The 20,685-nt window shown below is 55.7% G+C and carries 19 protein-coding genes and 2 pseudogenes; 17 read left to right on the forward strand and 4 right to left on the reverse strand.

The features are described from left to right. The first annotated feature begins 98 nt into the window (after positions 1–98). From ACGLHT_RS23770 to ACGLHT_RS23785, 4 genes are all read left to right on the forward strand, one after another. On the forward strand, positions 99–1,253 hold the full coding sequence (locus ACGLHT_RS23770; protein WP_274120986.1) for a tyrosine-type recombinase/integrase: 1,155 nt from the start codon (positions 99–101) through the stop codon (positions 1,251–1,253). A gap of 10 nt (positions 1,254–1,263) precedes the next feature. Then, positions 1,264–2,871, forward strand: coding sequence for a hypothetical protein (locus ACGLHT_RS23775; protein ID WP_070087031.1), 1,608 nt, complete (start codon positions 1,264–1,266; stop codon positions 2,869–2,871). Between the two features lie 98 nt (positions 2,872–2,969). Further along, the gene (locus ACGLHT_RS23780; protein ID WP_223271185.1) at positions 2,970–4,709 is read left to right on the forward strand and encodes a tyrosine-type recombinase/integrase; all 1,740 of its coding nucleotides are present in this window, start codon (positions 2,970–2,972) and stop codon (positions 4,707–4,709) included. Beyond that, positions 4,702–5,118 (forward strand): TetR family transcriptional regulator, encoded by a 417-nt coding sequence (locus ACGLHT_RS23785; protein ID WP_079384160.1) that lies wholly within the window; start codon positions 4,702–4,704, stop codon positions 5,116–5,118. Before ACGLHT_RS23780 ends, ACGLHT_RS23785 begins: the two co-directional genes overlap by 8 nt. An 89-nt stretch (positions 5,119–5,207) precedes the next feature. On the opposite strand, the gene ACGLHT_RS23790 is transcribed toward ACGLHT_RS23785, so the two are convergent. The 4 genes from ACGLHT_RS23790 to ACGLHT_RS23805 are packed head-to-tail and all read right to left on the reverse strand — an operon-like array spanning position 5,208 to position 8,928. Then, positions 5,208–6,170: an SdiA-regulated domain-containing protein gene (locus ACGLHT_RS23790; RefSeq protein WP_028692954.1), complete on the reverse strand. Its 963-nt coding sequence runs from the start codon at positions 6,168–6,170 to the stop codon at positions 5,208–5,210. A 45-nt stretch (positions 6,171–6,215) separates the two neighbouring features. Then, on the reverse strand, positions 6,216–6,569 hold the full coding sequence (locus ACGLHT_RS23795; RefSeq protein ID WP_028692953.1) for a TraR/DksA C4-type zinc finger protein: 354 nt from the start codon (positions 6,567–6,569) through the stop codon (positions 6,216–6,218). Between the two features lie 5 nt (positions 6,570–6,574). Continuing rightward, on the reverse strand, positions 6,575–7,426 hold the full coding sequence (locus ACGLHT_RS23800; protein WP_028692952.1) for a universal stress protein: 852 nt from the start codon (positions 7,424–7,426) through the stop codon (positions 6,575–6,577). A gap of 14 nt (positions 7,427–7,440) precedes the next feature. Beyond that, entirely contained in the window at positions 7,441–8,928 is a 1,488-nt protein-coding gene (locus tag ACGLHT_RS23805) for a SulP family inorganic anion transporter (RefSeq protein WP_028692951.1), read from the reverse strand. 448 nt (positions 8,929–9,376) lie between these two features. On the opposite strand from ACGLHT_RS23805, the pseudogene umuC reads away from it, so the two are divergent. The 13 genes and pseudogenes from umuC to ACGLHT_RS23870 all read left to right on the forward strand — a co-directional run. Continuing rightward, positions 9,377–10,544: pseudogene (gene umuC, locus ACGLHT_RS23810) on the forward strand (translesion error-prone DNA polymerase V subunit UmuC); the annotation flags it as partial. Positions 10,545–10,665: 121 nt separating this feature from the next. Further along, positions 10,666–10,755: pseudogene (locus ACGLHT_RS23815) on the forward strand (SEC-C metal-binding domain-containing protein); the annotation flags it as partial. A 1,292-nt stretch (positions 10,756–12,047) separates the two neighbouring features. Continuing rightward, the gene (locus tag ACGLHT_RS23820; protein ID WP_028690565.1) at positions 12,048–12,743 is read left to right on the forward strand and encodes a hypothetical protein; all 696 of its coding nucleotides are present in this window, start codon (positions 12,048–12,050) and stop codon (positions 12,741–12,743) included. A gap of 10 nt (positions 12,744–12,753) precedes the next feature. Further along, the gene (locus tag ACGLHT_RS23825; RefSeq protein ID WP_023628657.1) at positions 12,754–13,512 is read left to right on the forward strand and encodes a TIGR03759 family integrating conjugative element protein; all 759 of its coding nucleotides are present in this window, start codon (positions 12,754–12,756) and stop codon (positions 13,510–13,512) included. Further along, positions 13,497–14,057, forward strand: coding sequence for a hypothetical protein (locus ACGLHT_RS23830; protein ID WP_023628658.1), 561 nt, complete (start codon positions 13,497–13,499; stop codon positions 14,055–14,057). The genes ACGLHT_RS23825 and ACGLHT_RS23830 overlap by 16 nt, the downstream gene beginning before the upstream one ends. Next, positions 14,054–14,584 carry an integrating conjugative element protein gene (locus ACGLHT_RS23835; RefSeq protein WP_051555665.1) on the forward strand — a complete coding sequence of 177 codons (531 nt, stop codon included), beginning with the start codon at positions 14,054–14,056 and terminating at the stop codon, positions 14,582–14,584. The genes ACGLHT_RS23830 and ACGLHT_RS23835 overlap by 4 nt, the downstream gene beginning before the upstream one ends. Positions 14,585–14,667: 83 nt before the next feature. Further along, positions 14,668–14,838: a hypothetical protein gene (locus ACGLHT_RS23840; protein WP_152955717.1), complete on the forward strand. Its 171-nt coding sequence runs from the start codon at positions 14,668–14,670 to the stop codon at positions 14,836–14,838. Between the two features lies 1 nt (position 14,839). Then, complete coding sequence (gene traD, locus ACGLHT_RS23845) at positions 14,840–17,056, forward strand: type IV conjugative transfer system coupling protein TraD (RefSeq protein WP_028690567.1); 2,217 nt, start codon at positions 14,840–14,842, stop codon at positions 17,054–17,056. A gap of 10 nt (positions 17,057–17,066) precedes the next feature. Continuing rightward, positions 17,067–17,816 carry a TIGR03747 family integrating conjugative element membrane protein gene (locus tag ACGLHT_RS23850; protein WP_023628661.1) on the forward strand — a complete coding sequence of 250 codons (750 nt, stop codon included), beginning with the start codon at positions 17,067–17,069 and terminating at the stop codon, positions 17,814–17,816. An 11-nt stretch (positions 17,817–17,827) separates the two neighbouring features. Then, positions 17,828–19,297, forward strand: a complete 1,470-nt coding sequence (locus ACGLHT_RS23855) for a UvrD-helicase domain-containing protein (protein ID WP_023628662.1) — start codon at positions 17,828–17,830, stop codon at positions 19,295–19,297. 18 nt (positions 19,298–19,315) lie between these two features. Then, positions 19,316–19,624, forward strand: coding sequence for a hypothetical protein (locus ACGLHT_RS23860; protein WP_023628663.1), 309 nt, complete (start codon positions 19,316–19,318; stop codon positions 19,622–19,624). 503 nt (positions 19,625–20,127) lie between these two features. Then, the gene (locus tag ACGLHT_RS23865; RefSeq protein ID WP_028690570.1) at positions 20,128–20,445 is read left to right on the forward strand and encodes an RAQPRD family integrative conjugative element protein; all 318 of its coding nucleotides are present in this window, start codon (positions 20,128–20,130) and stop codon (positions 20,443–20,445) included. Positions 20,446–20,447: 2 nt separating this feature from the next. Further along, the gene (locus ACGLHT_RS23870; protein WP_371040110.1) at positions 20,448–20,681 is read left to right on the forward strand and encodes a TIGR03758 family integrating conjugative element protein; all 234 of its coding nucleotides are present in this window, start codon (positions 20,448–20,450) and stop codon (positions 20,679–20,681) included. The last annotated feature ends 4 nt before the right edge of the window (positions 20,682–20,685 follow it).

Genomic DNA, 20,685 nt, shown 5'->3' on the forward strand with positions numbered 1-20,685 from the left:
GCTCGCGGCGGCCAAAAACGGAGAACTGAGCGGGTTACCTGGTCGATTTTGATCGACGGCCCGCTTTCAAAAGCAGCGAGGGCTGAAGTCGACCGGAAATACAGGGTTACTTCAGACCTTCCCTAGCATTAGCAGGTCGATCCTTTGAAGGCTTTCCGTTGCTGATTGGGTCAGAGGGATGGCCAGTCGAGCCAGCTCAATCCTTCCTTTGGCACACGCTTATCGAGTCAGGTGAGGCCCTAAGCGATTTGACTTGGGAAGCCTATGGACGGCGTCTGTATGATTACTTTGCCTTCCTGGAAGCCAATGGATTGGGCTGGGACGAGGAAAGCCCGGCTCACGGTCTGAGTGCTCTGTCGAGGTACAGGGATTGGTCGAGCGGAGAATTAGCACTTGATCCCGGCACGGTGAACAATCGTCTGGCCTTGATCGTGAGGTTCTACCGATGGGCTAAGCAGCGCAACCTGATAACTGTGCTGCCCTTCGGTGAGAAAAGGGTAAGAGTTGCCCAACATTCCGGTCTTCTCAGTCATATCGCTCTGCCCGGAGCCGAGAGCACGAAAGTTTCGGTGATGGTTCGCGACCGAAAGCGCTTGACCAAATTCCTGACCAAGGATCAAGTCAAGGTATGCCTTGCCCTGGATACCGATCCAAGCCACCAGATATTGTTCCACCTCATGGTGCGTACCGGCCTTCGCTCCTGTGAAGCGAGGTCTTTTCCTCTCAAATATGTGTTCAACCCCAGGTTGAAGAAGGGACTGCGCCCAAGGCAAATGATCAGTGTTGCTCTTGATCCTTCAGACATGCATATCAAGTACGACCGGCCTAGAACTATCGACGTGCCATGGTCGTTGATGGAGAGCATGTGGTCTTACTCCCTTCACCAACGAGAGGTTCGTAAGTCCAATGGTGATGGACGTGTTACCGCGCTGCTGCTGACTAATGAAGGCAGGCATTATTCAAAAGATTCCGTAGTGGACGTTATGAAGTCCTATGAAAGAAAGTGCGGTTTCTATGTTCGGGCCCACATGCTACGCCACACCTATGGGACTTATACCTTGCTTGCTCTTCGAAAAAGCAAAGAGTTTGAAGGTGAGCCATTGTTGTATGTCCGAGATAGGCTGGGGCATTCAGATGTGCAAACAACTATGATCTATTTGCATCTCATAAACCAGCTTGAAGCCCAATCCGTCCTTGCTCACGAGGACGAAATTGACATGATGTTTATGACTGATTCGGTTTCGCGTATTTGAGGTAGCACCATTGGCTCGGCAAAAAAGCTACAAGGCGGTTATGCGGTCGGTTACAAAAGGATTCGAGGCTGTCGAAGATGATATCAAGATTGACCTGCCGAGAAACCCGAGAAACCACAGGCAACTCGATCATACGAAATATTTAGGCTTGGGCTTCGACGCTTGGGCAATTCAAAGTCTTCACGTTATCAAAGCTTTGCTACAAGGAGGAAACTTCTCAGTGACGACCTTGATTGGTTACTCTACGAACGGGCTGAGATTTTTTATAAATTTCTTGAGTGGAGGTTCGGTCAAGTCGCCACCTGCAACGCCAAACAGTCTTACCAAAAGCCACTTGGATCGATACATCTCTTGGCTGAGGCTAAAATACCCTAACGGCTCGACAGCCAAGAATTACTATACTAGCTTCAAGTCGTTAGTTGTTGTTTTGGCTGAATATGGATTTATTGAAGTTAATCTTGACGATCTTTTGCCCCTCAATCCATTTCCTAATAATTCGCAGAGCACTAAAGATGCAGATCCGCTCACCTTGGGTGAAATGCAAAGGCTGATTGGCGCTTTGAAGTCAGATCTTATTGCCATCCATAAGGGTACATTCCTTGGAAATGGCGCGGAGGCGATGGCTGTATTGCTACTAATTACTGCGGCAAGGTCTGGAATCAATACTACGCCGCTCTTGGAGATGAAAAGGGATGCCCTACAGCCTCACCCATTTATTCCTAATCTCAGGTTGATTACTACCGTCAAACGTCGAGGTAAAGGCGCACAGAGCAAAACAATCCGTCAGACTAATCTGCTAGATGAGTACAGTGCTATTCCCCTGGATGGGGTGGCAGTCCTCAATAAGGCGCTGGAGATTTCTAAGCCACTCGTAGCACTGGCACCTGATGAAATATCTTCATGTGTGTGGTTATATCGCTCGGGCCAGCCTGGCCGCTCGAACGACATCGTTACCCTTACACCCGGTGCTTTATATGTCACGGCAAAAAGCATTTGTGAGCGTCATGCGCTTCAGGATGATCAAGGCAATCGGCTAAATGTCACGCTTAGTCGGCTGCGAAAGACTATGGAAAGCCGTTTGTGGAAACTGAGCGGTGGCGACATTATAGAAGTTTCCTCCGTTATGGGTCATACCCCTGGTGTCGCCGATAATCACTATTTGAAAATCAACGATGAGATCAAGGTCGACGGGGCGACATTTGTTGGGGAGGCTTTTCCGGACAAACTACGTGGCATAAACGTTATACCAACCCCACCAGGCGGCTGCAAAGATAGCCTTTACGGTAGTCTGGCACCAAAGGATGGCGTCAATCATTGTTCTGAATTCATCCACTGCCTCGGTTGCCCTAGCTATGCAATTGTAGGCACCTTGGAGGACTTATACCGGCTGTTCAGCTACCAACAATTCTTGTATGCAGAAGTCGAATACTTTCTCACGGACGAGTGGGGCGCATGGCGCAAGCGTCAGTTTGACTATATTCGATTGATAGATGATTTCACCCAGAAGTTTGATCTTGCATTGGTTTCGCAAGCAAGGGCTCAGGCTGAGTCATCTCCGCACTTGTTCTGGGCTAAAAAAATCGAGTTCATGAAGAAAAAATTGGGCGGCGAAATTTGAGCATAAGAACCACGAATGCGGTGTTAAAGGCATATGATGTCCTCATCGCACAGCCAGTTTCAGCGAATGGTCTAAGTCCCGCAGAGCGGGATGCAATCGTGATCAGCGCTATCGTTAATGAAGATGGAGAAACCTTCGTTCTTAGCAGGTTTGGCGATGCACAGTGGGATCTTCGCCCGTTTTTTGATCAGGCCAATATTGCTCATTCTTATAAATTCATCAACTGGGATATGGGCATGCCTCGGGCGCTTATTGATGACTGCAAAGCTGTTGCTTATGCTTGGTTTAAAAGAGGAATGCCTAGATCCAAACCTCCTATCGCACGGGGCATTACTACTTTCGCCGTCGTCAGCGTGATGCCTTTTGTTCGCTGGTTAAACAATCTAGGAGTTTCAAGCTTTGCAGATGTCCGTCCGATCCATGTCAGCAATTACGTTCATCATTGCAAATATGAATTGAAGTTAAGGCCTCTCCCGCTGTATGGGCGATTACGGGTTATTGATTTTCTTTGGGTGTTTTCTGTCGACACGATGTTTCCCATTCAGAGTTATCCTTGGGGTAATTCGACATTGTGGCGGATTTGTGGGGTCGCGAATGTAAAAGGGTTGGGTGCTGCCACTAAAAACGTCGGGCGAACAGATATCATTCCTCATGATGAACAATCTAGGATTTTCAACTATTGCGAAAGCATTGTCCGGGAGATGAAGGCCGAATTGGCAGTCAATGGTATTGGATATCATCCTAGTGATGAACGGATGGCAATTCGTTGCAGAGATGCTGTTCTGTATATAGTTTCAATCACTAGCGGCATGCGCAATGACGAGGCAATTGGAATTGAGGTTGGCGCTTGGCGCAAAGAGTTAAGAAATGGAATTAATTTTTGCTGGGTGACCACAGTCGAGCACAAGACAGGTAAAGGCCAAGTCGAATATCTTGTGCCAGAACTAACGATTGAAGCTTTAAGTCTTTTGGCAAAATATTCAGCACCCATCAGAAAAGAGCTGGATGAAGAGATTAGACAGCTTGCAAGCAATCGGGATTTTTCGTATTCAACTGAACATCTCCTTAGGCTCGAAAAAGCCCGAAAAGACGCGAATAAACTATTTTTGGGACGAAACACACAAGGAGGGAAAGTTCAGGAAAGCCATCATGTTGAGGCTCTCAGCGGGCAAGCATCCAATGCTGCGTTTGACCGTATAGCTAAAGCCGCTGGAAGCGATTGGCCGTTGAGGACGCATCAATGCAGGCGAACATATGCAAGATGCTTTGTAGAATCCCGTATGGGCCGCACTTCATTGATCTACCTCAAATGGCAGTTCAAACACAGCAGCATGAGTATGACCCAACTCTATGCATCCAATCCGCAGCAAGACCTGACTCTCTTTGATGAGATCTTCCAGCAGATGACAGAGTTTAAAATTGACCTGATCGAATCATGGCTCGATGATCAGCCACTGGCAGGGGGCGCTGGCGAAAAGATTGTGGAATTGCGGGCAATTCCAATCAAGGATAGAGCTGCTTTGCTTGCCCAGACCGCCCCACATGCCAACATTCGTGCGACTGGACACGGCTGGTGCATCGCCACAGAGCGGGGCTGCGGAGGTGCTGGTCTATACGAAGCCACACGGTGTCCAGGGTGCAAAAATTCGGTGATCGATGAAGTCTTCGCCAGCACTTGGCAGGACATCTACATTCAACAGCGAGAGCTGATAAAAATTGAGGATGCAGGCCCGGCTGTTAGGCAGCGCGCAGAACGCGACTTGCAGGTTGCACTAGATGTAATTACCAGCCTTGGCCTTTCTCCAGTTGAGGAAATGGAGGAGGCGGCAAATGACTAGACAGGCGGTGGGCCCTGACTCTCCTATTCGCTCCAGGTCGAAGACACTCGCCGCGCTCAACAAGGTCGTCGACGATCTCATTGCTGGTGACGGAAAGCTTTCCATCACATCCGTTGCCCGTGCCGCAGGTGTGACTCCGGGACTCATCCATAACACTTACCCAAGCATAGCGGAAAGGATTCGCAACATCGTTGGCAAGTCGGTGCGAGCCCAGCGAGACTCTAAGCATCAAGCGTTGATGAGCGAGAAAGAAAAGAACAGGGTGCTCCGTGCAGAGAATGATCAGCTTTTAGCGGAGGTAGCTCGGCTGGCTTCGGTTAACCAGCGACTAATATTCGAGATGATTCAGCTGAAGGCGGTTGCCAACGGTAAGGTCACCGCACTCCCTCTGAAACCAGGGCCCAACTAGGCCCTGATGGGGAACCCGCAGAATTCGTAAAAATCGCACGCTAACAGTTCAAGCGTCCCGGCCACGCCTGACTGTAGCTTGTTGACTGGTCAGTCTGTCTCGCGGGTAAAGCGATAGAACAAGTTCGGCTCGCTGACCACGTACAAATACCCTTCATCGTCGATGGTTACGCCTTCGGCTTGGGGTATGCCTTTCAGCAAACCAGCAAACCCCCTCGCCAAGGAGCGGAAACTCACCACCTTGCCCTCATCGGTGATTTCAATCAGCAGTTTCGACTCGTCGCTGAGCAATATCAGGTGGCCACTCTGTTGATCGAAGACGACCGAAGACAAGTCAGTGGCAAATACCTTGTCCTTTACCAAGTTGGACAGGTCGCGCACGTGCAGGGAAAAACCTCCTGCCAGGCTGGCACGAAGGCCGCCCACTTCCAGCAATTGGCGAGGGTCACGCTCCTTGGTCACAAACAAGCGATCACCTTTCAGGTCGTAGGCGAGCCCTTCAAGGCCTTTGTTGTCCGCCTTGCCAAGTGCCAAGGTCAGAGCTGGATACTGGTCTCGGCTCAATGAGCGACCGGGAGAAAGCTTACTGCCTTCGGCGAGGGGGACATCCACGATAACAAGGCTCTGCCGGCGCTCCTCGGCGATTACCAGTTGGCCGTTGCCGGCATAGGACACCGCCTCCACATCGTGGAAACCGTCCAGGCTATAGCGCCTTTCCACGTCACCGTCACGACTGAGGGCCAATAGTTCGTTTGGGCCGTTGGTAACCGCCCATAGCAGGTTCAGGTCAGGGTCGAAGGTCAGGCCCGAAAGGTTGTTGTCCACACCGGGAACCGGCTTAGCATCGAGCTCAACCCGATAGTCAGGCAGCCACACAGAGCGCTCCTGCCAATCGTCGGTGTGCCAGTGGGTCTTGATCCAGAAGTACAACCGATCATCAAGGTGATGGGTGCGGACTTGGAATACGGTAAGCAATACAAAGCACAGCAGTGCCCACATCCAGGCACTTGTTTTCTGTGTTCGGCCCAACCAGTTTTTAGCCATCAAATACATTAGAAGCCTCGTTAATTGGGACTGACGTCACGAGCTGTCATGGTTTCAATCCGACTCGGCGCGGCTCGCACAGGTGATGCACAACGGCGTGGCCGGATCGAATTCCAGGCGGCCCGAGGCGATCAACTCGCCGCATTGGTTACACCAGCCATACTCGCCCTCGTGCCAACGCTTGAGGGCCAGCTGGAGGCGGACGCGTTCATGCTGCGCCCGACTGCGGATGGCATCGTTCATCGCTTGCTGCTGGAGTGCGTCCATCCTCGACAGACGCCCTACCTTGCTTTGATCCAACTCCACCGATTGCGAGCGAGACTCAGCGTCTTCCAGCAACCGATCCAGCTCGGCAGCCCGCTGTTCCAGTAGGGTCTTGAAATGGGCAAGATCGAGGGCGTCGTCCATGGCCGTTAGCGCAGCAGCAACAGTGGGCCAGTGGTGGTGCGCAGCATGCTGGTCGTGGTGCTGCCGACCAGAAACTGACGGATGCGCGAATGACCGTAGGCCCCCATCACCAGCAGGTCGATGCCGTGCTCTTTCTGATAGGCGTGCAAGGTAGGCTCTATCTCGCCGTTCAGGGTCTCGGCGCGAACAGTGAATCCGACGTTGAGCAGCACTTTCTGCGCCCAGTCCAGCTGCGCGGACGATTCGTCGTTCACTGGCCCAACCATCACCAGGTGGATCGGCAGCCCCTTCAGCAGGGGGCTGGCCGCCAGCATCTCCACACCCTTGCGGGTAGTAGCGCTGCCATCGAAGGCCAGCATCGCGCTCTCGGGCTTTTGGAAGTTGGCCGGGGTGACCAGGATTGGCCGGTGCATGATACGAATCACGCTCTCCAGCTGGCTTCCGACATGCTGACTCAGACCGCCGCTAGACTCGCCTTGGCGACCGATGACCAATAGGCGCGTTTCGCTTTCCAGCTCTTGCAGGTTTTCCAGCAGATCGCCATGACGTTGCTTGGACTCCGGCGCGGTCACACCATCCGTCATGGCCCGCTCTTTCGCGGCCGTTAACATGATCCGCCCCTGCTCCAGGGCCAACTTACCGCGCTGTTCATCCAGGGAAGCAAGCTCATCGAGCAGATGCTCGCGGCTGCCAAGGCCGATATTGCCACTCAAGTCGGCCGCAACTGGGTACTGGCGCTGATCCAGCACATGCAAGAAGGTCAGCGGGGCTTCCAGGCTCAGACTGGCCCAGGCTGCGTAGTCGCACACAGCTGGAGCCGAGGTGGAACCGTCGATACAGGCAATTACTTGGGTCATCGTTGTTCTCCTTCTCAGTGGCCCATGAGTTGATCAATGGCGTCGGGTTTATCGTGAACTCCGAATCGATCCACGATAGTGGCGCTCGCTTCGTTGAGACCTAACACTTCAACTTCGGTGCCTTCGCGGCGGAACTTGATAACCACCTTGTCCAGGGCAGCAACTGCGGTGATATCCCAGAAGTGGGCGCGATTCAGGTCGATGGTTACCTTGTTCAGGGCTTCTTTGAAGTCGAAGGCCGCGACGAACTTGTCTGCCGAGCTGAAGAACACCTGGCCAGTGACGTTATAGCTACGATGCTCGCCGGATTCGTCCAGCGAAGAACTGATCGCCATGTAATGGCCAACCTTGTTGGCGAAGAACATCGCGGCCAGCAGCACGCCGGCCAACACGCCGAAGGCAAGGTTGTGGGTGGCCACCACGACCACAACGGTGACGACCATGACAATGTTGGTCGACAACGGGTGCTTCTTCAGGTTGCGCAGCGAATCCCAACTGAAGGTGCCGATGGACACCATGATCATCACTGCCACCAGCGCAGCCATCGGGATCTGCTTCAGCCAGTCGCCGAGGAACACCACCATCAGCAGCAGGAATACACCTGCGGCCAGGGAGGACAGACGAGAACGACCGCCGGATTTCACGTTGATGATCGACTGACCAATCATCGCGCAGCCGGCCATACCGCCGATCAGACCCGAAGCAATGTTGGCCACGCCCTGGCCCTTGCACTCGCGGTTCTTGTCGCTGGGGGTGTCGGTCAGGTCGTCGACAATAGTCGCGGTCATCATCGACTCCAGCAGACCGACCACGGCCAGCGCTGCCGAGTAAGGGAAGATGATGGCCAACGTCTCGAACGTCAGCGGCACGTCAGGCCAGAGAAAGATTGGCAGCGTATCCGGCAGTTCCCCCATATCACCGACCGTGCGGATATCCAGCCCAACCGACATGGCGACTGCGGTCAGCACGATGATGCACACCAGTGGCGATGGGATGAGCTTGCCGATCCTGGGGATATAGGGAAATAGGTAGATGATGCCGAGGCCTGCGGCTGTCATGGCGTAGACGTGCCAGGTGACATTGGTCAGCTCGGGCAGCTGAGCCATGAAAATCAGGATCGCCAGTGCATTGACGAAGCCGGTCACCACCGAGCGCGAAACGAAGCGCATCAGCGAGCCGAGCTTCAGGTAGCCAGCACCAATTTGCAACACGCCACACAGCAGCGTGGCGGCCAGCAGATATTCAAGACCATGGTTCTTGACCAGGGTCACCATCAGCAGTGCCATGGCCCCTGTCGCGGCTGAAATCATGCCTGGGCGGCCACCGACAAAGGCGATCACCACGGCGATACAGAATGAGGCGTAGAGACCAACTTTGGGGTCGACGCCCGCAATGATAGAGAAAGCGATGGCTTCAGGGATCAGCGCAAGTGCGACGACGATCCCCGCGAGCACGTCGCCACGGACGTTGGAAAACCACGTTTGTTTGAGTGTTTGTAGCATCAGAATATCCAAAGCAATGCACCGCACGCATGCCAGGAAAATGGCGAGCGCGTCGATACGAATTCAAATTGTGAGGATTATTTTGCTGTGCGCTTTGGGTGTAAGAACCGGGCATACAGCAGTACGCAGCCGCCAGCGAAACTGGCGGAGGCGAGGTTGTTGCGAGGGGGCGTAGCGCTAAGGCGGCGTAGGCTGCCAGTAGAGCGTTTGGAGTACAGTCATGCTGGTGTTCCTGTAGCTCAAGGGGTATGCGGAGCCAAAAGTATACAGTGAAGCTATCGTCGATTGCGATCCGCCGCCCTGCTTTGCGAAGCCACGTCTGAAATAGGCTTAGTCGAGGAGTATCGCCATCAGGAACGAAGGAAAATAATCAAAAAAATGTTAGGGAGTTAATTTGCTTATAAATCAATATCTTACACTCAACTAACTGTTAGGGTCATTCAGATATAACGACGGCTGTGTAATCGCCAGGTCATACGACGCCAAGCCGTACGTGAAGATGGGCGAGCCCTATTTCCAGGCCAAGGAGAAGTTGCGGCGGCATGGCATCGTGGCATTTTCGTCCAACTATGCGCTGTATGGCGACATGAGCGAGCGGGTTATGTCGCTGATCGAATCGATGGTGCCTGCGGCCGAGGTCTACTCGATCGATAAAATGCTTCGCTGATCTCACTGGCGTGCAGGGGAGTCTGACCCAATTCGGCCGGGAGGTACGCGCCAAGGTGCTGCGCTGCACTGGCATCCCTGTCGGTGTGGGGATCGCCCGAACCAAGACTCTGGCGAAGCTCGCCAACCACACCGCGAAGCGGCTGCAGGCGCATACGGGTGGGGTGGTCGACATCACTGATGATTTCAAGCGCGACTGGGTACTGCGCAACACTGAGGTGAAAGAGGTCTGGGGCATTGGCCGGCGGATGACGGCACACCTCGAGGCGATGGGCATCTGCAGGGCCATGGACCTAGCGAAGGCAGATCCGCGGATGCTGCGTGACAAGTTCAGCGTGGTGGTGGAAAAGACAGCGCGCGAGCTCGCCGGCACGCCGTGCCTCGAACTGGATGAGGCTGATCCGCCGAAGAAGGAGATCTGCTGCAGCCGGATGTTCGGTAAGAAAATGACCGAACTGACACCAATCAAGCAGGCGGTAGCGACCTATGCAGCGCGAGCAGCCGAAAAGCTGCGCGCCCAGGGATCGGTGTGCAAGCGCATGCGAGTGTCGATCCGCACAGGCATGTTCAATCCCAACGAACTGCATTTGGCGAAAGGGGCGCTGGTTGAACTGCCTTACCCCACGAGCGACACTCTATTGCTCACGCGGGCAGCGACTGAGGCTGTGGAGAAGGTCTACCAGGACGGGTACCGCTACAGCAAAGCCGAGGTGCTGCTGCTCGATCTACGGCAACCAGGTGAATTCACTGACGATCTGTTCGCGTCAACGCAGCCAGTTGCCTGCGATCGCCTGATGTCGGTTATGGATGGCATAAACCTTCGGTACGGCAAAGGCACACTGAGGTCTGCCAACGTCCCCCGAAGCCCAGAGTGGGGTATGCGTCGAGAGCTCTTGAGCCAGTCGTTCACAACAAGGTTGGATGAGCTGTGGCGGGTTTACTGTAAGTGAATAACTAGTTAAGGTCTGGGAGAGCACACGCGCATACTTAATTGGCATTGCCAACTGGATAAATTAGCATCCAGTGTATATGCTCTCAAAAAATTCATCACCAACACGGCATACTAGATCAATAAGGAACTCCATGAAACTTCCAGGGCGAAATGAACGTTGCTGGTGCAAATCTGGGAAGAAGTTTAAACACTGCCACCTAGACATTGATCGCCAACCACCTGTAGCAGCACACACTGTCTTGCAAACCCTTGGCTCTTTCAAGAAAAATAAAAAATGTAGCGTACCGCAATCATTGCAGCACGAGTGCTCAGGCGGGATAATAAATGCCCACACCGTCTCAAAAAGCTCATCTCTGAAGGCGATAGCTAGAAACGGGCACGTATTAAAAATATCGATAGAACTAAAAGTTAATATCCCGCCAAAAATAAAATTGAGCGAGGTGGGTATAAATAGCGCCTCGACTTTTACAGGCTTCTGTGCCAGCCATGATAAAAAATTATTCTCAACAATCGAAGACCAACCGTTCAAGCCTGTACCATCACACTGCTTCCTGATTATGTACAGAGGCATTTCCAGAGAGATCTTCAGCAAAGAGTACGCCTCAAAAACCTTTGATTTCATGAGGATCCTAGACAGGGGAAAGAGCCTGGCTGAACAGGTCGTAATCCAGAATGCATCAGCCTTACTCGGGAATAATAACTCCTTAACAACAAGCGACCTAAAACACATAAAATCAAAGCTAGACACTATGTTAGTCACGGGCGACTACAGCGACTTAAACTACGCCGTATTCACACTTGAATCCCCACCACCGATAATGGGAAGTGCTATAGTTGGCCCGACATTCGACTTTGATGGATATGAAGCCCAGAAGATAACAAGCATTCCTGGCGACATGCCGGACTACATGACCATTAATTCATTCGCTAGTGACGGCAAAGGCTTCATTGTTTTATCCTGGCTTTCAGAACACTCTTTGACCTGCAACAAACTGATAAGACAATTCTTGGACAAGAAACTAACAGCCGACAGCCTGGCGGCCTTTATGGTGTTACTAATAGAGAACTTCTACATTTCACCAAGCTGGTGGGAATCACTGGATAACGGCACACAAGCCCTGATAAAAAATATGTACTCGCAAGGTGTAGAAACCCACACCGATGGCAACTCGATAAACATCGACCGCCCACTGCACTTCCCTGCAATAATAAATGTATCAATGAACCCCACGCTTTAGATCCAGCCATCATAAACTGAGCAGATGGAACCCGCGGCTGCCAGGACTTTGAAGGATCGGCGTATTCCATGATGCTCATTGTGAGCGCACGAGGGCGGCAGAGGGCGCTGGACTGTACGAGGGGCTTTTCAGTCCCGGCGCTCGCCAACAGAGGGTTTGCCCTTCGACATCGATCGAGAAATTCCACGCCGGCGGGCTAAGTATTTTCTGCTGAATCAGGATCATGGTTGCGCGAGGGTGTACTCGGCTTCGAGAGGACACCCATGAAACTGCCGATCCGAAAACACCTGCCCCTTGCTATGGGCCTGCTCATCCTGGGCGCCATCATCGCGTTCCAGCAGTACCAGCTGTCGACTCTGTCTCGCGCCGTGAATGGAGCAGCAGAAAAAGTCTCGATCGATGCACTCCAGAACAGGGTGAGCGCGATCGACGATCGGCTCGACAATGTGTCAGGCAAACCCCTGGTCACGATGGAAGACTTCCGTATAAGCCAGCAAGCGCTCTCGAGCCGGATCGATGCTGTGCAGGCCACAGCATCGCAGGCCCACGAGGCTGCAGCTGAAGCCACTCGCTCTTCCGCGACTGCGGGCGATCTCCTAGTACTGAAAGCCGACCTTGAGTCGCTCGACGGCAAACTGCAGAAAATGAGCAAGCCTCAGGCTCAGGCGACTGCACCAGCCCCCAAAACCTCCTCCAAACCGAAGGCGAAGCCCGCACCGGTTAAAGCCCCACCAATCCCGCAAGATCCTCCGCCCTTTCAGATGGTCGGCCTCGAATACCGAGGCGGAGAGCGTTTCCTGTCTGTTGCCCCCACTGGTAGCACGCGGCTGAGCCAGATCTACCTGATTCGGCCTGGCGAAGTGGTCAGCGGCAGCAACTGGCGCCTCAGGGCTGTAGATGAACGGACCGCAACCTTCGACGCCGGCGGAACAACCCGAACCCTGAGCATCCAGCCATGAGTAAAGCACCATGAATCTACCGATCGTTCGAGCCATCGCCTGCGCCTGCGCGTTTACCGCAATTGGCATTGAGGCCGCGCCGCTTCCTTCCGCCGCTGGAGGGGCCGCCTCCAGTGTTCAACAGCTCACCAGCGAAAGCACCCTGTCCCAGAACAAGCTCGATGATAGAGCCGCGCAGGAGTGGGGACTGACCCCCAAGGAGTACGAACGATATCAAGAGGTAATGCAGGGACCCCGGGGGGTGTATTCGCCAGGGCTTGACCCTCTCACCGCGCTGGGAATCGAGGCCCGATCAGAGAGCGAACGACGCCGGTTCGCCGAGCTGCAGGTCCAAGCAGAGCGCCAACGAGTCGATCGGGAGCTCGCCTACCAGCGAGCCTACGACGAGGCGTACCAGCGCATGTTCCCAGGCATCAAAGCCATTGAGATTTCGACCACCCCTTCGGGCCAGGCCGGATCCGGGAGCGGCCCAGCTCTGGAGGGCAACGGGCGCATGGCACTCTTCGTCAAAGACGACTGCCTACCCTGTATCAACCAGGTCAAACGGCTGCAGGCGTCACAGACGCCGTTTGATCTGTATTTCGTCGGCAGCCAGCAAGACGATGAAAGGATCCGCCGCTGGGCAATTCTCGCGGGTATTGACCCGTCCAGCGTTAAAAGCCGTCTGATCACACTGAATCATGACCAGGGCCGCTGGGTTCGCCTCGGGCTCGGTGGCTCGCTGCCAGCCGCCGTAACACAGGTGAATGGATCATGGCGTCGTCAGTGAGCGGGTGGCGGCTCTACGTTCTGTCGGTGGTTCTGCTCGCCGGCAACGCATGGGGTGTAGAAGATCCGCCAGCAGCTTACAAGGCGATCGGCATCAGACACGGGGTCCCGCCCGTTGTGCTCTATTCGGTGGCACTGCAGGAAAGCGGGACGCGATTGCGCGGGCAGCTTGTGCCGTGGCCCTGGACGTTGAATGTTGCCGGAACCGGCTACCGCTTCGCCACACGAGCAGACGCTTGCCAAGCTCTGATGATAGCGATTGTTAAGGCTGGACCCGCTCGAGTCGACGTGGGGCTGGGACAAACAAATATTCGCTTCAACGGGCATCGCTACCGCTATCCCTGCGAAGGCCTGGATCCATACAAGAACCTGGCGGTGACCGCTCAGATCCTGGCTGAACAAAAGGCTAAGGGTGGAACCTGGATCGATGCTGCGGGGCGGTATCACCGCCCTGCCGGGGGGGCGCCGGCCGCGAAGTACCGTAGCTATTTCACGAAACATCTTAGCCGGGTCACCGGCATCAAATTCGAGGTAGTGACCCCATGACATATCCCCACGCCCGGCGATCACACGCCGTGCAGGCCCTGGCCCTCGCGATCGTGAGCAGCCTGGCTCTGCCCTGCAATGCTGATCAGCAAGCGGTGCTCACCGTGGTGGAGGACCGTGGCGGCTCATCCGCACTGTCCTACTACCAAGACATTGATCCCGAGCCTACGCACACCACCCCAGTTGTGACTGGCGTCCGGGCGGGCGGGGCATTTCCGGTGTCGACTCCAGAACTGAGCCCCGGCCCAGTACATGGACGAGTGATCAACGCAGCAGGTCTGCAGCCGATGTTCATCGTTGGGGATGATCCAACGTCGCAGGCCTGGCTCAAGCAGAAGCTGTCGGCACTTCAAGGCCTGCAGGCAGTAGGCCTTGCTGTGAATGTCAGCAACGCTGCACGACTGCAAGAGATCCGCCGCTGGGCACCTGGGTTGCAGGTGATGCCTGTACCTGCCAGCGATATTGCTGGTCGCCTGGGGCTGCAGCACTACCCGGTGCTGATCACAGCTACAACCCTTCAGCAGTGAGAACCGGGATGCGCCCAACACGACTATCGCCAGTGTTCACACTGATCATCAGCCATCCCCTACACCGGCCCGGCCGGGAGCAAATGATTGAGCAGGTTCGCCATGTGAGCGAGCTGTACGGTGCTCGCTTGACAGGAATCTCCGAGCTCAACGAACACGCATTCGCCCAGCGCCTGGCCGAACGGCTGACACCGGACCAGGTTGAGCAAGCGCGTGCGGAAGTCGACGCCATGACATACACCGCGAGGACCTGAGATGGCGACATACACCCTTGAATCTCTGCTCCGGCCGCCGGTAGAGCTTTTCACTACTGCGGTCTGCTATGTGGCAGCTTCGCTTTGCATTTGCGCGCCCTGGGCTTTTGCGCTGACCCCACTATTTGGAATTGTCGCCGCGCTGGGTTTTATCTACCTGGGCACCATTCGGCTGCTGCAGGCGCGGAGGGTCCTAAGGTATCAGGCGAACCTCAGGCGACTTCCCCACTACACCATGACCAGCGCTGAAATGCCGATCAGCAACGAGCGCCTGTTCATCGGACGCGGGTTCCGGTGGACTCAGAAGCACACACAGCGCCTGGCCGACACCTACCTCCCTCAGTTCGCGGCATACGTCGAACCGACGAACCTTTATGAACGGGCGCGCTGGCTGGAGGAACGCCTAGAGTTCGCCCCCTTCCCACTGAAACTGATCACAAAACTCACTGGTTGGGATTCCAACTGGAACCCCGCTCGGCCTCTCCCACCAGTGGGTGGCCTGCCCAGATTGCACGGGATCGAACCAGATGAGCAGAATGTCAGTCTCCCTCTGGGTGAGCGCGTGGGCCACACACTGGTCCTGGGCACCACACGGGTAGGCAAGACTCGCCTGGCGGAAGTGTTCATCACCCAGGACATTCGCCGAACGCATCGCCGCGGGCCGCGAGTCCGCATGGGGCGACGGAGCCAAACCTCCCATCGATGGAGCCGGCGCCGGCGAGTAGAGGAACAGGCCGACCACGAGGTCGTGATCGTTTTCGATCCGAAGGGCGATGCCGACCTGCTCAAGCGCATGTACGTCGAGTGCAAGCGCGCCGGGCGCCTCGACGAGTTCTACGTGTTTCATCTGGGATGGCCGGATATCTCCGCTCGCTACAACGCCATCGGCCGCTTCGGCCGAATCAGCGAGGTGGCCACTCGCATCGCTGGTCAGCTCTCCGGCGAGGGTAACTCTGCAGCATTTCGGGAGTTCGCTTGGCGGTTCGTCAATATCATCGCCCAGTCGCTTGTCGCGCTCGGCCGTCGCCCTGACTACGAGCAGATCCGCCGGCACGTCATCAATATCGACGAGCTGTTCATTGAGTACGCACAGAAGTACTTCGCTGAACATGATCCGAAGGCCTGGCAAACCATTGTCGAGCTTGAAGGCAAGATCGATCGCAAGAACCTGTCTTTCGCCATGAAAGACCGCCCGCTGCGCGTGGTGGCCATCGACATGTACCTGACCCAGAAGCGCATCAACGATTCGGTTATGGATGGCCTGCGCAGCGCTGTCCGCTACGACAAGACCTATTTCGACAAGATCGTCGCATCGTTGCTGCCACTCCTGGAAAAGCTCACCACTGGGCGTATCGCTGAACTGCTTGCCCCCGACTACCTGGACCTCGCCGATGAGCGTCCCATCTTCGACTGGATGCAAGTGATCCGAAAACGCGCCGTGGTATATGTTGGCCTCGATGCACTATCCGACACCGAAGTCAGTGCGGCCGTGGGCAACTCGATGTTCAGTGACTTGGTCTCTGTTGCAGGCCACATTTACAAGCACGGCATCGACGACGGCCTGCCGGGGCATATGGCTGGGGGCAAGGTACGCATCAACCTCCACGCTGACGAGTTCAACGAGCTCATCGGGGACGAATTCATCCCGATGGTGAATAAGGCCGGTGGTGCCGGCATCCAGGTCACCGCCTACACCCAGACGATGAGTGACATCGAAGCGAAGATCGGCTCGAAGGCGAAAGCCGGCCAGGTGATCGGTAACTTCAACAACCTATTCATGTTGCGTGTTCGAGAAACCGCGACCGCTGAGCTGCTGACCAACCAGCTACCAAAAGTGCAGATCTACAACAGCACGCCGGCGAGCAGCGCGAACGACTCGGTCAACGGCAAAACCGCGTTCACCTCAAGCTCGCACGACCAGGTGCAGCTGGCGAGTGTGCCGATGATTGAGCCGGCCCACGTGGTGGGACTGCCGAAGGGACAGGCCTTCGCGCTCATCGAAGGTGGGAATCTGTGGAAAATCCGCATGCCGCTCCCCGCGAACGACCCAGATGAGGTCATGCCCGGCAACCTGCAGGAGCTGGCCGCCGGCATGCGGCGATCGGCAGCGTCCTCGAACGATTGGTGGGAAGCCCCTGGCTATCAAGAGCTGAAATCAGCTTTGCCCGAAGACCTGGTTGAAGATTTCCGCCAGGTGGCCACCGATGATGCAGCTTGAGGTGTAGCCAATGGCAGATGACGTATCAAAGAAGGCCGAACAGCAGCAAGAGCGACAGGAATCGCTGTTCAGCAAGATCTTCTGGTTCCCGATTACCTTCATCGGCGTAATGTTCAGCTCGCTGTTCCTCGCCATCGTGGTCGACTGGGTATGCCTGTACTTCTTCTGGCCAGAGGCCGGGTGGCGGCACGGTCAGCAAATGCTGGTCAGCGAGGTCGGCTGGTTGTCCAAGGGGCTGGTCCATAGCGCTGTCGTCCAAGAACCCGGGCGCACCGCGACCTGGCTGGTCACTGAAGCTTACGACTGGCTGGTCGTGAAGACCGGGATGCTTAGCTGGGTCCAGAGCATGGAGTCGATCGCTCAAGCCGGTCCCCGTAACGAGCTGGACATGCGCTATTGGGCCGCGCAGAGCGTCACAACGGTACAGAACTATGCCCTGGCTGCCCTCTTTACCGTCCTGGTGTTTTGCGTCCGCCTGGTCGTGCTGCTGATGACGGTACCGCTTTTTGCCATGGCTGCACTCACAGGCCTGGTCGACGGGCTGGTGCGGCGAGACCTCCGTAAATTTGGTGCCGGCCGAGAGTCCAGCTACCTGTACCACAAGGCCCGGGCAACGATGTTGCCGTTGGCCATTTTCCCCTGGACTTTCTACTTGGCGCTCCCGATCAGCATCAGCCCACTGCTGGTACTACTCCCCTGCGCTGCCTTACTCGGGGTGTCCGTGAGCATTACGGCCGCGAGCTTCAAGAAGTATTTGTGAGGAAGAGAACGATGCAATGGACACACGAGCAGTCGCCAATCATCCAGTCGGAAGCCCCGAAACTCCTTATCCAGGCCGGCGCTGGCAGTGGCAAGACCACAACGCTGGTGGGCTACGCGCAACACCACACCCGTCTGCGGATTCTCTATCTCTGTTACAACAAGTCGGTCGAGATCGCCGCGCGTGGCCGATTTCCGCGCAACGTGGTGAACAAAACTGCGCACGGCCTGGCCTACGCCGTCTATGGCACACAGTTCAGCCATAAGCAGACCAACAACTTGCGACTGACCGATATCGCCCGAGCGCTTGATACGCAGGACTGGGAGCTGGTCAGGGACGTGCTAACCACCCTCAACAACTATATGGCCAGCGCCGACGACCTGATCGAGCGCTGCCACTTTCCACGGTTCCGTGACCGCCCGATGCTTACCTCCGCCCAGGAGCGCTACCTGAACCAGGCGCTGGTAGCAGCGATGAGCATCTGGAAGCGCATGACTGACCTGCAGGACACAGCGGTGCAGATCACGCATGACGGATACCTGAAGCTGTACCAGTTGAGCAAACCCGACCTGAGCCAGCGCTTCGACTGTGTCCTGCTCGATGAGGGACAGGACGTAAACCCCGTCATCGCTGACATTGTGCGCATTCAGCGTATTCGCAAGGTGGCCGTGGGTGATCGTCATCAGCAGATCTATCGCTTTCGAGGGGCGGAAGACGCTCTAAATGCCAGCTGGATGGCCGGGGCGGAGAAGCACTACCTGACCCAGAGCTTCAGATTTGGGCCTGCAGTCGCCCATGTCGCCAACATCATCCTGTCCTACAAGGGAGAAACCAGGAAGCTGCAGGGACTGGGCGAGAAGACATTGGTGAAGAAGGCGTTGCCGGCCGGGCTGCCGCACAGGACATACATTCATCGGACCGTTATCGGGGTGATTGAAAACGCACTGTGCCTGGTCACCGAGAAGCCCAAAATCTACTGGGTTGGCGGCATTGACAGCTATTCAGTACGCGACCTCGAGGATCTGTTCTATTTCAGTCGCCAACAGCGCGATCTGGTCCAGAACAAAAAGCTGCTCCGTGACTACCGAGACTATGGCCAGTACGTGGAAATCGCCGAGGTTAGCCAGGACAGCGAGATGATCCGGTCCATCAAGATCATCAACATGTATCCGGATCTGCCTCAGCGAATCTTGGCCCTGCGCTCATGCACCGTGGACCAAGAGCTGGATGCAACTATCACCCTCACCTCTGCCCACAAGTCGAAAGGCCTGGAGTGGGACTTCGTCGGGCTCTTCGACGACTTCACGTCGGACCCGCTCTCACCTGACATCGATCCAGGTCGACGAGATGATGAGTTGAACCTCCTGTACGTTGCCGTCACCCGGGCGATGAAGATCCTCGCCATCAACAGTCTGGTGCTGTCCATCATGGAACGCTACGTGGACGCTCTCGCCCCAGGAGCGCGTCAAGCGCGCGGCTGATTAAATAAAGGAGTCACTATGAGCAAGAAATTCGAACACCGCGCTGACTATGTCGCTATTCCATTCAAAAACGCGACTAGCGGCGCTTGGATATTTAAGAGCACAGAACAGACGCTTGAGCCCGATGTTGCGTCTCTTTTGGCAGAAGAGGAGCAACTGCAGAAGAAGATGCTCGAGCTCGGAGCCCAAGGCTGGGAACTCGTCAGCACCCAGCCAGTGTGCCGGGGCGAGATCAAAGTGGGCAATCAAAATGCCCAGGCCTGGTCCTACGGGTTCCCAATGCCGGTCGGATATCTGCTCTTTTTCAAGCGCGAGTCAGTAGCCTGACCAATCAGGCGCTTTAGGCTTCATGATCATGCCCTGGAAGGAGGGCCAACATGGCGTTGGCCCTCCTGACCATCTCGACCAGCTCCACTGAGCTCACCTCTCGTCGGTGCTGAAGCATCTCGGCGGCCAAAACCGCTTTGTCGTAGCAACCTTCATCTCGGAAACGGGCACCCAGAAAGTCCGATACCCAAGCTTCAAACACCGGCGAGTTGGTGGTTTTCCGCGGCATAAGACTCCCCCACAGATCAGTTTTTCCCGTATGCCTACTCCTTGGCTTAACTTCGGCTCATTGTAATCGGTCTGGGCCGTTCAATCGCCCTACCAAAGTGGATCAATCCACTTCACCAAAGCGTGACCGGCTTAGAGAAAAAATTCTACGGACCTCAGATAAGTATTTCTTGAGGCGCCCCTCCACCTGGTCTCGGCATTCTGACGCCCACAGTCAGTTGCCCCAGAGCCCAGCCGTGAACAAGCCATCCCTCCTCCTTGTATCTCCTCGCCGAATCCTGCTTGGCGCGCTGATCAGCGTCAGCGGCGGCTTTTCACTAATACCGAGCGCTCAGGCGGCCGGTGCATCAGAACAGGCCAACATCGAGGTGATGATCCGGCAGCTGAACGCGCTGGAGGACTCGGCGCGGCGCAGCGCCACGATCGCCAGCGAACCTGGCCAGCGCTACTACTTCGACTATGAACGTCTGGCTGGCGACATCCAGCGCGTTCGCCAGGGCCTGCAAGAATACCTGACCCCAAGTCGCGCACAGCCGCGAGATCCGGCAGAGCTGGCTGGGAAATACACCCTCACCGGCGGGCGGATGCCATGAGCATGAGCGGCACTCAAGTCGCAGCTTTCAACGCTGCAAGCGGGGTCACCCCCCAGGCCAGCACCGTGCTGTTCGTAGGCACCGTCATCGCACTGTCGACCCTGTGGGGTGCCTGGGCGCTGTACAGCATCTACCGGGGCTGGGCGACTCAGAACATCGACAGAAACATTGCAGCCGCGTCGACCGTCAAGGTCATCGTCCTGCTGCTGATCCTCGCCACACTCGTTCTCAGCTAGCCAA

This window comes from Pseudomonas sp. PsB, assembly GCF_043658375.1.
In the GTDB taxonomy this organism is placed as follows: Bacteria; Pseudomonadota; Gammaproteobacteria; order Pseudomonadales; family Pseudomonadaceae; genus Aquipseudomonas; species Aquipseudomonas putida_Z.

Bases quoted from the DNA above. Each gene is read 5' to 3' on its own strand.
- ACGLHT_RS23785 (WP_079384160.1), top strand. From the start codon at position 4,702: ATGACTAGACAGGCGGTGGGCCCTGACTCTCCTATTCGCTCCAGGTCG.
- ACGLHT_RS23790 (WP_028692954.1), bottom strand. From the start codon at position 6,170: ATGTATTTGATGGCTAAAAACTGGTTGGGCCGAACACAGAAAACAAGT.
- ACGLHT_RS23795 (WP_028692953.1), bottom strand. From the start codon at position 6,569: ATGGACGACGCCCTCGATCTTGCCCATTTCAAGACCCTACTGGAACAG.
- ACGLHT_RS23800 (WP_028692952.1), bottom strand. From the start codon at position 7,426: ATGACCCAAGTAATTGCCTGTATCGACGGTTCCACCTCGGCTCCAGCT.
- ACGLHT_RS23805 (WP_028692951.1), bottom strand. From the start codon at position 8,928: ATGCTACAAACACTCAAACAAACGTGGTTTTCCAACGTCCGTGGCGAC.
- ACGLHT_RS23820 (WP_028690565.1), top strand. From the start codon at position 12,048: ATGAAACTGCCGATCCGAAAACACCTGCCCCTTGCTATGGGCCTGCTC.
- ACGLHT_RS23825 (WP_023628657.1), top strand. From the start codon at position 12,754: ATGAATCTACCGATCGTTCGAGCCATCGCCTGCGCCTGCGCGTTTACC.
- ACGLHT_RS23830 (WP_023628658.1), top strand. From the start codon at position 13,497: ATGGCGTCGTCAGTGAGCGGGTGGCGGCTCTACGTTCTGTCGGTGGTT.
- ACGLHT_RS23835 (WP_051555665.1), top strand. From the start codon at position 14,054: ATGACATATCCCCACGCCCGGCGATCACACGCCGTGCAGGCCCTGGCC.
- ACGLHT_RS23840 (WP_152955717.1), top strand. From the start codon at position 14,668: ATGATTGAGCAGGTTCGCCATGTGAGCGAGCTGTACGGTGCTCGCTTG.
- traD (WP_028690567.1), top strand. From the start codon at position 14,840: ATGGCGACATACACCCTTGAATCTCTGCTCCGGCCGCCGGTAGAGCTT.
- ACGLHT_RS23850 (WP_023628661.1), top strand. From the start codon at position 17,067: ATGGCAGATGACGTATCAAAGAAGGCCGAACAGCAGCAAGAGCGACAG.
- ACGLHT_RS23855 (WP_023628662.1), top strand. From the start codon at position 17,828: ATGCAATGGACACACGAGCAGTCGCCAATCATCCAGTCGGAAGCCCCG.
- ACGLHT_RS23860 (WP_023628663.1), top strand. From the start codon at position 19,316: ATGAGCAAGAAATTCGAACACCGCGCTGACTATGTCGCTATTCCATTC.
- ACGLHT_RS23870 (WP_371040110.1), top strand. From the start codon at position 20,448: ATGAGCGGCACTCAAGTCGCAGCTTTCAACGCTGCAAGCGGGGTCACC.